The following is a 14367-nucleotide window of genomic DNA, read 5'->3' as shown; positions in this document are numbered from 1 at the left end:
CTTCATGTTCTTTATGACTTTGATGACAAAAACCATTTTTATTCCGGGTCCAATGCCTTGCCAAAGGCTTGTAAATCTTCTGTTTTTCCCATGAGAATCAGGGTGTCCCTCGCCTCCAGCAGGGTTTCAAAATGCGGGGCAAATATCATTTCACCGGATGATTTTTTGATGGCAATAATGATCAGATTAAAACTTTGGCGAATACCCGAGTCTTTCAATGCCAACTGGGTATACCGGGATTTTTTTGGGATAAAAAGTTCTTCAATCTGGATGGCATCACTCTTTCGGGACAATGCCACATCAAGGAAGCTGCTGACAGTAGGGCGAAGCAGTTTCAGTCCCATTGAGACGGCACCGGTGTCATAGGGGGATTCCACCTTGTTGGCCCCGGCCACCAACAGTTTTTTGCCCACCCCCGGGCTGCTGGCCCGGGCCATGATATAGATATCCGGATTCAATTGTCTGGCCGTTAATACCAGAAATACATTTGCCGTGTCCGTTGCCAGGGCGGCCACCAGGAATCCGGCTCGTTTGATTCCACCCTTTATCAGCAACGACTCATCCAATGCATCGCCGATAAGGTAGTGTATCTTATTTTTCTCCAGCACCTCTGCCTGGGTTTCATCCTGGTCTATGACAACTATATTTTTTGTGTCTTCTTTGATGAAATTGCACAATACCCTGCCGATACGACCATACCCGCAGACCATATAATGATTTTCCAGACGTTTAATTTTTTTATCCAAACGTTGTCTCCCTAACAATGTTTTGATTTCCCCTTCCACTATAGACTGTACGATCACGCCGGCCAGGTAAAGAAAATACCCGACGCCGATGAAGATCAGGAATATGGTGTAAATCCTGCCGGCATTGCTGGGTTCCTGGACTTCAAGAAAACCGACGGTACTCAGGGTGATGGCCGTCATGTATGCGGCATCAAGAAAACTCCACTTCTCAATGAGCATATATCCGGATATACCCATGCCGAATATAAAAACGGCAAAAATGACGGCGAGTTCCATTTTTAAAATTTTGTTCATAAAAGCTATAAATACGTGTGTTCACGGTAAAAAGCAAGATAAGAATCTTCACGGTTTATGGGCGTAAGATTCTTGACGGACGGATGGGTTGCTGATATGAAGAGATGCATGAATGATGAACCCAATAAATTTGCCCGCTGGCGCAGGGATATGGTCGAAAATCAGATCATTGCCAGGGGGATTACCGACCCTCGGGTGATTGATGCCATGACCCATGTTCCCCGGCATCTTTTTGTCAGTGAGGCAATGGCTGACAGTGCCTATGGCGATTTTCCCCTTCCCATAGGGGAAGGCCAGACCATATCACAGCCGTTTATCATTGCTGAAATGACCCAGCGGCTTGAACTTTGCGGCTCTGAAAGGGTCTTGGAAATAGGGACTGGTTCCGGATACCAGGCCGCTATTTTGTCCAAGATGGTGTACAAGGTGTATACGATTGAACGTAATAACACCTTGTTCCTGCAAACCCGCAAACTCTTTGACAAGCTCAAATATCATAATATTGTGACCCGGTATTCCGACGGAACTCAAGGGTGGAAACAAGAAAGTCCTTTTGACGCTATCATTGTGACGGCAGGCGGAAATCAGATTCCAACCCCCTTGGTGGATCAGCTTGCCCTTGGGGGCCGGCTTGTCATGCCGGTGGGAGGCCTCCACTCCCAGGAATTGCTGAAAGTTGAAAAAACCGAAACCGGAATTAAAACCACGAACCTGGGCGGATGCCGGTTTGTAAAGCTCATTGGACAGCACGGATGGAGTGAATAGGATACCGGTCATATGAAAAAGGACCAGATGAAGAACGATACCACACAGCAGACCTTTGTCAAAGACCAATCCCTTGCCAAAGAATTGTTCATGGGGTTTTGCCTTGGCACGGCCAACATTATTCCCGGGGTTTCCGGCGGAACCTTTTTACTTGTTTTTAAAATTTATGAGCGGGTTTTTGCCATTTTGAATCGCATTAATCGAGCCTTGGTTTTAAGGTTTGTAGCAATTGTTTTTTGTGTTGTGAAAAATCTGGGCAGAAACGGGTGTCTCCAGGATCTTACCTCATTTTTAAAGGAAACAGATGCCGTGTTCCTGTTGAAATTGATCCTGGGTGCTGTTACGGCCATTATCGCCCTTTCCAGTTTGATGAAATATCTGCTTGTTCATCAGTTTGTCTACACCTATTCTCTATTTTTTGGTTTGATACTGGTCTCCATTGTTATTCCGGTTAGAATGCTCAACTCCCTGAAGGGGCCTGTGGTTTTCATGGTCCTGTTGGGGATGTCTCTCACTGTCTTTGTTTCCTGGTCAGTGAATCCCTATGACAAGGTGAAAATTAAATCAGACCACCTTGAACGCCAGTTTCAACATCTTTCTTCCCGGGAAAATACAGCGCCTGTTTTGGGGCAGGATAGCCACGGCTACCCGCTTGAAAACCAGCTTAAAAAAAAGGTGAGTAAAACCCAGGAATCCGGGTTGTCTTCATTCTTTGGCAAATACACCATTGAAGAATATGTCTATGCCGGTATCTGCGGAGCTGTTTCCATTTCTGCCATGGTACTCCCCGGTATCAGTGGTTCTTTGGTGTTGATCCTCATGGGGGCTTATTTTGATGTAATCTCTGCCATATCAGCGCTTAAATCAGGGCACCTGGAAACCCTTGCGTTTCTCGGTTGTTTTGGAGTAGGGATTGTCGCGGGTGGCCTTTTGTTTGCCAGATTGATTAATCTTGTATTGAAACGGTATTATAACCTAACCATGGCATTTCTTGTCGGTTTGATGGCCGGATCATTGCATGCTCTGTGGCCCTTTAAAAAGGTGATGGTCATGGCCCGGCAATATGTCAAGCAGGATGACACGATTTTTGTGGTTGAGAATTTTCAAGTTTACACCAATCTCAATATTCTGCCCTCAAACGGCCACCAGCTTTTGGTTTCTCTTCTCTTTTTTTTTGTGGGCTGCGCCGTGATGGTTGCTTTTGTCCGGGCAGAGTCCTCCTGATTTAAGGTGTTCTATTTAAGGTGTCGCCTTCAGCCCGTTGAGGATGAGGGAAACGGCAAACCGAGTCTGCTCTTCCACTCGTTCAAAATCGAATCGGGCCAGGGTCAGATTGTCATTTTCCAACAGCATCTGCTGTTGTTTTATGCCGTAGATCACGGAAAGAATAATACGGGCTGTTTTCAGGGTATCTATTTTCTGGATTTGATTATTTTCCATTGCCTGGTCTAAAATATCACAGATTATCTGGGTTTCCTGGATGTTGAGTTGTTTGAGTAGATCAAGAAACAACGGTTGGAACTGGAGTTGCTTGGATGTTTTAATGGACAGCTTATGAAGATTCACCATTTTTTGGAAATGCCGCTGCCGTTCCAGGATATAAATTTGAATTTTTTCATGCCAAAGCGTTATTTGTGCTACTTTTTCCTTGAGGGAAGTCAGGAAAAATTCGCTTTCCTGGCGGATGATTTCGCAGAAAATGGCTTCCTTGTTTTTATAATAATAGTATAGGGACGCCTTGTTCAATCCCACCATTTTGCCGATATCATCCATAGTGGTCTTGGCAAATCCATAGTGGGCAAAACAATGACTGGCAGCCTTTCGTATGGCGTCTCCCTTGTTTGTTTCGGACATGTTTTCCCCTGCTTGTGAAATGTGGGTTCAATTATTCAAACAACCATATTTTTTGTTTGATATATTGTCAAGTAAAATAAGGGGACAGGAAAGAATTACCCAAAGCGTGTTTACAAGGTGTCAGGCGGGAACGCAACCACCTCATTAATGCTAACCGCATTGCAAAAAAGCATGACCATTCGGTCAACCCCTAATGCGATGCCGGCTGCATCGGGCATGTTTTTTAAGTCGGCAAGAAATTTTTCAGGCAGGGGAAGAGAGGGCTGGCTGCGATCTGACCTGATCTGGTTTTCCAGCACAAATCGTTGTCTTTGCAAAATCGGGTCGGTCAGTTCTGTGAATCCGTTGGCCAGTTCAATTCCGGCCACATAGAGTTCGAACCGCTGGGCAAGGTTTTCATCCCCCGGTTTGAGCTTGGCCAGGGAGGCCAAGGCGGCAGGGTAATCATACAGGATACAGGGCCGTTCTTTCCCCAGGCAGGGTTCTATCTCAAATCCCATGAGTTCATCGAAACTGCCGTCTTCAAGGGCCTTTAAAGCCGGTTTTGATCCATAAGTGTCAAATGCCTGCTTAACGGTAATCCTGTCAAAGGGAGGCTTAAGGTCAATGGGTTGATTTTGGTAGACAATTGCAGTCCCCAACCCTAAGCCCCCTGCAATGTGTTGGACAAGACCCTGGCAGTGGTCCATTAAATCAAGATAGGTGGCATCTGTGTCATACCACTCAAGCAGGGTATGTTCAGGCAGGTGGAAAGGGCCTTGTTCATTTTTTCTGAAACATTTGCAGATCTGGAAAATTTTTTGAAGGTTTTTAGATAATAGGCGCTTCATGCAAAGCTCGGGGGATGCCTGCAGATAAAGTTGTTCTGATAGTAAGGGATCGATATGGGCTTCGGGAATAATGCTGGGGCAGCGGATGGGGGTTTCCACTTCGAGAAACCCGTTGCCCATGAAAAAATCCCTTATGCGCTGGATCACAAGGGATCTTATTTTTAAATTATTAAGTTGTCGGGGTTCCATGGTTGGGATAAATTTCTCAAAAAAAAAGGAATCTTATTTGATTTTGTATTGGTCTTTTGGCCTGTCCTGGAGATAAATCCGATCATACTTGGTCTTGTCTGCTCGTTCAAAAAAATCATATCCTTTTTCCTGGCAGGCTTTGCAGGCATTTATGGGAATATGGACCCCGAGGATGTGGTTTCCTGGTGTGGCCTTTGAATCAATTTCAAAGCTGCCGCCACAGTCCCGGCATATCCATATTTTTTCTTTTTGCCGTTCAAAGATATTGTCGGTATCATAGAAAATTTCCTTGTGGCGGATCATCAATTCCCCGGGTTTGCCGGATTTTTCCCGTAATTCATGGCGCTGCTGCCAATAGGAATTGATCTGGTCGGTGGTCTTTTTGATTTTGTCGGTTATGCTCACCGATTGTTTGAGTTTTTCCGGGTTGTAATCTGGTTCCACCACACCGGAATAGTCCAATCCTGCCATGGCAAGGATAATGCCCAGATTGACGTAGGGAAGGGCACCTTCAATGGCATATCCGCCTTCAAGCACCGCAATGTCCGGTTTGAGCAGGGAGGTAAGTTTTGCATACCCCTGGGCGGAAAAATTCATATTGGTCAACGGATCTGTGTAGTGGTTGTCCTGGCCGGCGGAATTGACCACTATATCGGGTTTGAATTCCGCCAGTATAGGCATTACGCAATTGCGGATGACATAGAGATATCCTTCCGTTGACGTGCCCGGCGGTAAGGGAATGTTCAGGTTAGAACCCTTGGCATTGGGCCCTCCTAACTCGCCGGGAAAACCGGTTCCCGGGTACATGGTCCTGCCGTCCTGGTGAAGTGAGATGAACAAGACATCGGGATCGTGCCAGAAAATATCGTTGGTGCCGTCCCCGTGGTGGCAGTCGGTGTCAATAATGGCAATTTTTTTTACACCGAACTGAGTCCGAATGTACTCGACCATGATGGCTTCCATATTGATATGACAAAACCCTCTTCCCCCGTGGGACACCCGCATGGAATGGTGGCCAGGAGGCCTGACAAGGGCAAACCCGTTTTTGACTTCCTTGTTCATGACGGCATTGGCAATGGCCTTGGCGCCGCCGGCGCTGATGAGATGGGATTCCGTTGTTACCGAGGGCTCATCGGGTACGCAAAAATGGGTTCTTTGAATATCATGGGCCGTGACAATGTCTGGTTTGTATTCGATGATACCCGGGATATCAAAAATACCCTCTTCAAGTACCTGGTCCTGGGTATACAGCAGTCGCTCTTCTCTTTCCGGATGGGTGGGGTCAATGGCCCAGTCAAATGCAGGGAAGAATACCAGTCCTGTTTTATTTAATGCTTTTAACATATTTCCCTCATAATTCTAGTGCAAAATCGTTTCAAAGCCTTTGATCAGGCCCGGTTTAAGCTGAATTTTTGCTCTGTATATCTTTCCCCTGGGTGAAAAATTTCGGACAATATTAAATTTTTGAAATTCCACCACTTCCACCTCTTCCATGTTCTCCGGGTCCGCTCCTGAGTTCAGGGCTTTTTCCTTGAGCAGGGTATAGGCGGTTTCAATCAGGTCATCTTCTGAATAGGTTTTGGAAATGGGTTCGGCAAAATCTTCTTCATGGGCCGTTACTATTCCCTGCTCTGTATCGGCAATCAGGGAAACTTCGCAGGTGGTTCTGGCAAGGGCTGCGCCAATGGCATTGGCAACCTCTGATTCTGGGACTGCAATGGTTTTAATCTGGTAGAGTGCTTCTATTTTCTCGGCAAAGAATTTTGCCGGTCCTCCCATCATGAGAATTTGCCGGGGACTCAGTTTGTACCCTTCCAGAAAATCATGGACCGTATACACGGGCTGGGAATTGAGTTCATCGATCATTTCAAAGGTTTTTTTCAAAATAATATTGCAGCAACGCTTGAAGATATACTCTGCGGCATCGATATCGGCGAGGTTCAATTGCCCGGCAATGGTATGGATGCCCTCTTTGGCTTTTTCCGGGTCCCCTTTATCCATAAACCCCAACACCACCAAGGCGTCTGTGGGGGTGGGGACAGGTCCACCAAAGGCCATGGCAGGTCCCTGTCTGTCCGGACCAATTGACAACTCTCCCTGAGCGACCCTAAGAGCACTGTCTCCGCCAATCCCCTTTGAATCGGTTCGAAGGGATCGAATCAGGCTTTTATATCGTCCTCTTTGGATTCCCAAGGGTTCCAGCAAAGGGGCTTTATCCACCAGAAAGGCGATATCCGTTGTGGTACCGCCAATGTCCAGAACAATGGCGTCCTGGTTGGCCGGGGCATAGGGGATAGCACCCATGATGCTGGCGGCAGGACCGGACAAAACCGTCTGACCGGGGAAATCCATGGAAGATTCAAGGGACATGGTGCCGCCGTCTGCTTTGAGAATCTGGATGGGAATGGTCAATCCCTTTTCCGCAAGGGAGCGTTTGACGGCTTCAAAAAAGGATTTGTGCAGGTCAAAGACAGCTGCATTTAAATGGGTGGTGGCAATTCTGCGAGGAAAATTTAAATTTCCCGATACATGGTGGCCCAGGAAAATCTTTTTAAAATCTCGATTGAGTATCCGCTTGATTAAAATTTCGTGGGAGGGGTTTCGGACACTAAATTTACTGACCACGCCTACATATTTTACCCCGGCTTTTTTTAATTGTTTGGCAACATCTTCAATTTCCATTTTATTTATCGGGGCTTTTTCCCTTCCCCGATGGTTTATGGATCCTGAGACGGCGTAATACTGTTCTCCGGTGCTGAAAAATTTAGGATTGATGCCGGGTCCTGCTGAGACAATCATACCAACAATGGGGCCTATCTCCTGCTGGACAAGGGCATTGGTTGTAAGGGTTGTTGAAATTACCACCCGTTTTATTTCACCAGGATCTGTGGTGCCCAGAATCTGTGTAAACCCTGAGAGTACACTTTCGAAAAGGTTGCTGGGGTCAGTCAGTACCTTAACTTTTTTTTCAATCCCCTTGCTACTTAGGAGAACAACATCTGTATACGTACCGCCAACATCTAATCCTATTATCATGGCCGGTTCCTGTTCATTTGGATTGTCATCAACTGATATTTTTGGGATCAGCAATACCTAGGAAGCTTGTCAGAAAAAACAAGGGTTGTCAATGAAGTTTTTAGGGGTATTTAAAGATCCATAAGGTGTTTCAAACTTGAAATTTACCCTAATTTGGTTTATGTGTTAATAACATTGTTTTTTTGAATAAATTTATCTTATTTTGGAGTCTTTTATGGCAGTCATTGAATGGAAAAAAGAGGGGAACGTTGCCGTGGTCACCATGTGTAACGGCGCCAATCGACAAAATCAAGAATTTGCAAAACAAATGAACGGCTGTTTTGATGAAATACTGGAAGATACGAGTCTATCGTCGGTCATCCTGACATCCTCCGATGAAAAAAACTTTTCTCAAGGGATCGATATAGAATGGATGGGGCAGAAAATGCAGGCCCAGGATTTTGAAACGATTAAATCTTTTATGTATGGAATGAATGGTATCTTTAAGCGGATCCTTTTGATGCCAATCCCTGTGATAGCGGCCATTAATGGACATGCATTCGGAAACGGCGCCATACTGGCCTGTGCCTGTGATTTTAGATTCATGCGGAAAGATAAAGGCTTTTTTTGTTTTCCAGAGGTGGATGTCAGTATTCCTTTTCTCCCCGGGATGATTGCCTTTGTGAGAAAATCCATTCCGGAATATCAGTTCAATGAGATGCTTCTTTCGGGAAAAAGAATGACAGCAGAAGCCCTTGCGGCAAGCAATGTCATTGTCAAGGCCTGTGATAATCAGGAAGAGTTGATGACAGAAGCCATGTCCTTTGCGGCTGGCTTCATGAAAAAAAGAGGGATTTTTGGAGAATTAAAAAAGCGGATACACAAAGATCTTGTCCATACCATTGACACCCAGGATCCTGTTTTCATTGATGCCCTGGATCTGTTTGTTCAAGAATAGCGCTAATTAAGTTCATAGAGTTTTTTTTGCAAACTCTATGAACTTTTTGCAAATAGGGGACTGGGTCCTTTTTTTGGGCAGGGTCAGATAAAAATACCGATTAAGATCCAGACCCTTAACCGAAAGGGCATGGAGCCGGCCGGTTTCAATTTCATTGGCCACTGCAATGGTGGAGAGAATTGAAATTCCCACTCGGTTCAGTATCCCCTGGATAACAGACACTGAATTTCCCATGGTGACCCGGGATTTAAGATTCTGGGAATTAAAACCGGCCTTGTCCATGCTATTGAGGATGGATTGCCAGGTCCCGGAACCTTTTTCCCTGGCAATAAAGGGCTCGGAAAATAATTTTGAGCATTCAATGGATTTTTGACCTGCCCACTTATGTCCTATTGGTACAATCAGTCGCATCTCATCGGCCGTAAGCTTCTCCTGGCAGATGGCCGGGTCCTCTTTTAAGGCCCCCACCACCCCAAGTTCAATCTTGCCTTGTTTAATGGCATCAATGATCTGCATGGTATCCCCGGCAGACAGGGCCATGGTAACATCGGGAAATTTTTGGGTAAATTCACCCATGAGTTTAGGGATGAGATAACCGGCCGGAATGGTGCTGCCGCCGATCTTTAAGTTTCCTTTTGTAAACCCAAGGAAATCAAGCATGGCAGATTCGGTAAGATCCCTTAGCGATAGAACTTTTTTGGCGTGATCATAGAGAATCAAGCCGGCCCTTGTGGGTTCTGTGGTTTTGCCAAGCCGGTCCAAAAGCCTGCATTGGAAGTGATCTTCCAGTTCCTTGATATGGGTGGATACCGTCGGTTGGGAAAGATTTATGGCCTCGGATGCCTTTGAAAAACTTTTTTTGTCAACCACTGATACAAAGATGTGAAGCTGCCATAGATCCATATTTTGTCCTTGTTGTTTGTCGCTCTTTCCACCCCGTAAAAAATTTTGCAGGATCAGTTGTTCAATTTGGGAAATTTTTCCATAAGTTTGAGCTGGACCGGTTCCGGCACCATGTCTGAAATATCTCCGCCAAATTGGGCGGCTTCTTTTATGATGGAGGAACTGGTGAATATCCACCGCAGACCTGTCATGAGGAATACCGACTGAATATCCTTGTTTAATTTCCGGTTCATCAAGGCCATTTGGAATTCGTTTTCAAAATCAGAGATGGCCCGCATGCCCCGGATGACGGCCGTGGCTTTTTTTATCCGGGCATACTCCACCAGGAGACCGTCAAAGGTATCTACCTGGACAGGTGTAAGCCCGTTCATGCTTTGTTTGATCATTTCCACCCGTTCTGCGGAGGAAAACAATGATTTTTTAGATGGGTTGTGAAGAACCGCCACAATGACTTCATCAAAGATTTCAAGGGCTCTTTCTATTACGTCCACATGGCCGTTGGTCAGGGGGTCAAACGAGCCTGGATAAATTGCAATTTTTTTTTTACTCATTGTTGCCAGATCCTTTTTACAACTTAGGTTTTCTTAAAAAAGAAATACGAGTCTTTGAGTATTTTTTTTGACGGTAAATGTCAAGCCCGTTAATGGGTTCGGCAAGAGATTCTTTAAATGACTGCTCCACAATAACGATGCCCTTGGGTGCCAGAAGGTCTATAAAATCAGATTTTTCAAGTGTTGTCTCAACATATCCCTTTCCATAGGGCGGATCCATAAAAATCAGATCAAAGGGGTCTGTTCTAAGACTTTGGGGAAAGGAGCTAATAATATCATGGTGAATAAGGGTGGTTTCTTCGGCCATTTTGCACAGAGCAATGTTTTTTTTGATAATCTCGCAGGAAGACAGAGCTGCATCTATAAACACCGCATCCTTTGCTCCCCGGCTCAGGGACTCAAGCCCCAAGGCACCGGTGCCGGCATAAAGATCCAGAACCCTGGCACCCCTTATCCAAGGTTCTAATATGTTAAAAACAGCCTCCCTGACCCGGTCCGACGTCGGCCTGATGTCATCACCCGAAAGGGCAATCAATTTTCGTCCCTTGAAGTTTCCCCCAATAATTCTCATTTGGTAATTCTCACTTGGTAATTCTCATCTGGTAATTTCCATATTGTTTTTTTACACCACGCCTAAAGGGATGAGATCCTTTTTTTTATGTAATGGACACTGGTGCCGATTCTTCGGGCGGTTGCCTTGAGGTCACCCTTGTCCTGGTCCACTTTTTTGCAAATAAATTGTTGTTCAAATCTTTTTCTGGCAAGTTCCAGATTGTCCATGTTGAACAGCGGTATGGATTCAATGGATTTTTCCGATGTGAATTCCGGGTTATAGGGCTGGGGGATGTCTTCCATACCGATTATATCCCCTTTCACCATTATGTACAGACGTTCTACCAGGTTTTTTAACTCTCTGACATTGCCCTGCCAATGGTATTGGTCCAGCAGTTCAAGGGCTTTTGGAGAAAGGGTTTTTTTGGGGTCAGAAGACTGCTGGGCCATCTTGTCAAAGAAGGTATCCACAAGCAATGGAACGTCCCCTTTTCTTTCCCGCAGGGGGGGCACGTGGATGGGGATAACATTGAGGCGGAAAAAAAGGTCCTGTCTGAAATTGCCCTTTTCAATCTCTTGTTCAAGGTTTTTGTTGGTGGAGGCAATGAGCCGGACATCCATGTGAAGGGTGCGCCCCCCACCGATACGCTGGAATGTCTTTGATTCAAGGGCCCGCAGAATTTTGGCCTGGGTATTGATGTTCATATCCCCGATCTCATCTAAAAAAAGAGTGCCCCCCGAGGCCATTTCAAATTTGCCCTTGTTTTTGGAGGTGGCTTGATCAAAAGAGCCTTTTTCATGGCCAAACAATTCACTGTCAATATTTTTTTCAGGAATGGCAGCACAATTGATAATGATAAAGGGTTCTTCCGGCCGGGTGCTGAATTGCTGGATGGTTCTGGCCACCATTTCCTTGCCCGTTCCGTTTTCTCCGGTTATGAGAATGGAGGCATCCGAAGGAGAGGCCGCCATTATCTCACCGTAAAGTTTTTGAACTGCGATACTTGTACCGGTAATGGAATTTTTTTCTATGGCTTTTTTACGCAGATATCTATTTTCTTCTTCCAATTTCCGAAAATTTAATGCGTTGTTGATGGTTACCATGATCTTGTCAATGGACAAGGGCTTTTCCAGGAAATCAAAAGCGCCTGATTTTGTGGCATCCACAGCCGATTCAATGGAGCCGTGTCCTGTGATCATGACCACCGGGAGATTGGGTGACATCTTTTTAATCTCCTTTAGGGTATCAATGCCGTCCATTCCGGGCATCCAGATGTCCAGCAACACAATGTCCGGAGATTCGGCCTCTATTTTTTTGAGGGCCTCATACCCGTTATAGGCATGCATCACCTCGAAGCCGTCATCTGAAAGGATTCCCTCAAGGGAGTCTATGATGGTCGATTCATCATCAACAATTAAAACTGCCGGGTACATAATATAAATTCCTTTCCTGGTAAATAAGGTTTACTTCCTGTCATGGTCGGTGTGATCATGCCGGAAGCTCAATGATAAATTTTGCGCCCCGAGGCGGGTTGTCCTGGACCCGGATCACTCCGTTGTGGTTCGAAATAATCGAATTCACAATGGCAAGGCCCAGTCCCATGCCTGATTTTTTTGTGGAAAAATAGGGCTCAAATAATTTTGTTTTCTCTTTGTCGGAAATCCCTTTGCCATTGTCTGCTATTTCAATTCTGACAATTTTTAAGATGGGGTCATAGGAAACGTCAATGACAATGATTCCCTCTTTATTCACGGCGTATACCGCATTGTCAATCAGGTTGATAAAGGCCTGTTTCATCTGTTGATGATCCAGTTTCAAAAAGGGGATATCCTCACCAAAATTTGACTGAATATCCACCCGTTCAAGTCCTTCCCGGTATAATACAATAGTTTCTAAAATGACATTTTCGATTCTGTCCTTGGAGAAATTGGTGTCCGGGAATTTGGCAAAGGTGGAAAACTGATTTACCAGATTTCGGATAAGATCCACATGTTCCACAATAGTATCGGCACATCCATTAAAGATCTCGTCATTGATTTGTTTTCCATATTTTCGCTTCAGCCGCTGGGCAGATAATTTTATGGGAGTGAGGGGATTTTTTACCTCGTGGGCAATCCGCCTGGCCACTTCCCGCCATGCCACCATGCGCTGGGCCTTTTCAAGTTCCGTGACATCATCAAACACAAGAACCGCTCCCATGGTATGGTCGGTATCATCTTTTAAGGTGCTGTAATGGAGGGAGAAATGTTTGGGTGCTCCGGAGATACTGGTGGAAATGGGGATTTGAGCATTCTTGAGGCCCTGGACAGCCTGTTCATATATTTTATTGGCCATCTGCAGGTAATCTCCCCTGAGCACCTGTCGAAAGTTCTTGTCCAGAATGTCCAGACTATTAATGCCCAGCATGGATTCTGCGGCTTTGTTAATGGTGGTGATGATGCCTTGGTTATCAATGGAAACAACGCCTGCGGAAATGTGTTTGAGGACAACTTCAATATATTGTCGGCTTTTTTCCAGCTCTGTGTTCTGTTTTTTGAGCATCTCTCCTGTCAGGGCAATCTGTTTCCTGCCTGCGGCCAGCTGCCGGGTCATGGAGTTAAAGGATTTGATTAGGGTTCCCAGCTCATCATCGGTTTGAAAGTCAATCTGGTAGCCGAGGTCTCCATCTGCAATTCGCTGGGTCCCCTCTGCAAATTTCATAATGGGAATGGTAATGGATTTGGCCATCTGAAATCCAAACCAGATGGCGCAGAAGATCACCAGGAGTGCCACAATGGAAAGGGCAATATAATAGGAGATCTGGGCGGGTCTTTTGGTCAGCTTGAGTTGCTGGTACTCTTCAACCCCTTTGAGTATCGCCCTGAGGTTTTCCGATAGGTCAGCAGATACCAGGGTGGTGACAACGATAAACCCTTCGGCCTTTGACGGTTCAACGCCAAAGGGAATGGTGGAGATGGTCCGTAAAAATTCTCCTTCTTCAATGGTTTGGTAAATGGTGTTACTGACCTTGGCGCTAGGAATTTTGGTCAGGTCGGTGGTGGTCAATAAACCAAAGTAAAGGGGTTCTAATTCATTGGCCAAGGAGAGGCAGACCCGTTTGGCATCCGGGGTATAAACTTCGATCCCGTGGCGGTTGAAGGCCCGCTGGACCACCTGGGCATAGCGGGTCAGTTTTTTTCGGTTTTCGGGTTGCAGCAATTTTCTTGAGTCAATCTGAAAGGCGGCTCTTTTGGCAGAAAATTCATTTTGGGCTTCAATGTATTCATATAATTTTTGGCCGACGGTAAGCGAGCTGTTCAGGGTCTGTTCCACCGGGGCATTAAACCAGAAGGCAATGGAGGTTGAAATAAATTGTATGGAAAAAAAGAAAAGTACGGTGGTGGGAAGCAGGGCCAGAAAGATAAAGGCGGTTACCAGCCGCGTTTTTAATTTGGAGCCCAGAATATTGTTCTTTTTTTCGTAATATAACTTTGCCAGGTTTCTAAATACCAGCAAAAACAGACTTAACAACAGGAGCAGGTTGATATTGATCAGGATAAACATCAGCACGGTGCTGGACAAAGAAAAATCCGTTCCAAAGGGGGTGATCCTTGTTTCGACGATGGTAAGGGCACCGACAATGAGCAGGATGGTCAGAATCAGAAGTCCTTCCCGTTTTCTTCTGGAGCGCCTTTGTTCTGAGTTTTCTTGTTTCTCAATCATAAACTTG

Annotated in this window: 13 protein-coding genes; 3 read left to right on the top strand and 10 right to left on the bottom strand. The window is 45.6% G+C overall.

The features are described 5' to 3' along the window. Window positions 1-38: 38 nt before the first annotated feature. A complete protein-coding gene (locus ACZ45G_RS23490) occupies window positions 39-1040 on the bottom strand; it encodes a potassium channel family protein (protein ID WP_464172949.1) in 1002 nt (333 codons plus the stop codon). A 108-nt stretch (window positions 1041-1148) separates the two neighbouring features. Between ACZ45G_RS23490 and ACZ45G_RS23485 the strand changes: the two genes are divergently transcribed. After that, window positions 1149-1805 carry a protein-L-isoaspartate(D-aspartate) O-methyltransferase gene (locus ACZ45G_RS23485; protein WP_464172947.1) on the top strand — a complete coding sequence of 219 codons (657 nt, stop codon included), beginning with the start codon at window positions 1149-1151 and terminating at the stop codon, window positions 1803-1805. A gap of 12 nt (window positions 1806-1817) precedes the next feature. Further along, window positions 1818-3029, top strand: a complete 1212-nt coding sequence (locus ACZ45G_RS23480) for a DUF368 domain-containing protein (RefSeq protein WP_464172946.1) — start codon at window positions 1818-1820, stop codon at window positions 3027-3029. Between the two features lie 15 nt (window positions 3030-3044). On the opposite strand, the gene ACZ45G_RS23475 is transcribed toward ACZ45G_RS23480, so the two are convergent. The 4 genes from ACZ45G_RS23475 to ACZ45G_RS23460 form a co-directional block, all read right to left on the bottom strand. Continuing rightward, window positions 3045-3659, bottom strand: a complete 615-nt coding sequence (locus tag ACZ45G_RS23475) for a TetR/AcrR family transcriptional regulator (RefSeq protein ID WP_464172945.1) — start codon at window positions 3657-3659, stop codon at window positions 3045-3047. A gap of 110 nt (window positions 3660-3769) precedes the next feature. Further along, entirely contained in the window at window positions 3770-4678 is a 909-nt protein-coding gene (gene epmA, locus ACZ45G_RS23470; RefSeq protein ID WP_464172944.1) for an EF-P lysine aminoacylase EpmA, read from the bottom strand. Between the two features lie 33 nt (window positions 4679-4711). Continuing rightward, window positions 4712-6022, bottom strand: coding sequence for a histone deacetylase family protein (locus ACZ45G_RS23465; protein ID WP_464172943.1), 1311 nt, complete (start codon window positions 6020-6022; stop codon window positions 4712-4714). 15 nt (window positions 6023-6037) lie between these two features. Beyond that, window positions 6038-7714 (bottom strand): hydantoinase/oxoprolinase family protein, encoded by a 1677-nt coding sequence (locus ACZ45G_RS23460; RefSeq protein ID WP_464172941.1) that lies wholly within the window; start codon window positions 7712-7714, stop codon window positions 6038-6040. Window positions 7715-7928: 214 nt separating this feature from the next. Between ACZ45G_RS23460 and ACZ45G_RS23455 the strand changes: the two genes are divergently transcribed. After that, a complete protein-coding gene (locus ACZ45G_RS23455; protein WP_464172940.1) occupies window positions 7929-8651 on the top strand; it encodes an enoyl-CoA hydratase/isomerase family protein in 723 nt (240 codons plus the stop codon). A gap of 12 nt (window positions 8652-8663) precedes the next feature. Here ACZ45G_RS23455 and ACZ45G_RS23450 read toward each other — a convergent pair whose 3' ends face one another. The 5 genes from ACZ45G_RS23450 to ACZ45G_RS23430 form a co-directional block, all read right to left on the bottom strand. Next, window positions 8664-9554, bottom strand: coding sequence for a selenium metabolism-associated LysR family transcriptional regulator (locus ACZ45G_RS23450; RefSeq protein WP_464172938.1), 891 nt, complete (start codon window positions 9552-9554; stop codon window positions 8664-8666). A 53-nt stretch (window positions 9555-9607) separates the two neighbouring features. Further along, complete coding sequence (coaD, locus tag ACZ45G_RS23445; protein WP_464172937.1) at window positions 9608-10105, bottom strand: pantetheine-phosphate adenylyltransferase; 498 nt, start codon at window positions 10103-10105, stop codon at window positions 9608-9610. Window positions 10106-10121: 16 nt separating this feature from the next. Beyond that, the gene (rsmD, locus tag ACZ45G_RS23440; protein WP_464172936.1) at window positions 10122-10676 is read right to left on the bottom strand and encodes a 16S rRNA (guanine(966)-N(2))-methyltransferase RsmD; all 555 of its coding nucleotides are present in this window, start codon (window positions 10674-10676) and stop codon (window positions 10122-10124) included. Window positions 10677-10738: 62 nt separating this feature from the next. Continuing rightward, complete coding sequence (locus ACZ45G_RS23435; RefSeq protein WP_464172935.1) at window positions 10739-12091, bottom strand: sigma-54-dependent transcriptional regulator; 1353 nt, start codon at window positions 12089-12091, stop codon at window positions 10739-10741. 55 nt (window positions 12092-12146) lie between these two features. Continuing rightward, a complete protein-coding gene (locus ACZ45G_RS23430) occupies window positions 12147-14360 on the bottom strand; it encodes a sensor histidine kinase (protein ID WP_464172934.1) in 2214 nt (737 codons plus the stop codon). Between the last annotated feature and the right edge of the window lie 7 nt (window positions 14361-14367).

The organism is Desulfoconvexum algidum (assembly GCF_055382125.1).
Note: the sequence above shows the minus strand (reverse complement) of the source record. Positions and strands in the feature narration are given on the sequence as shown.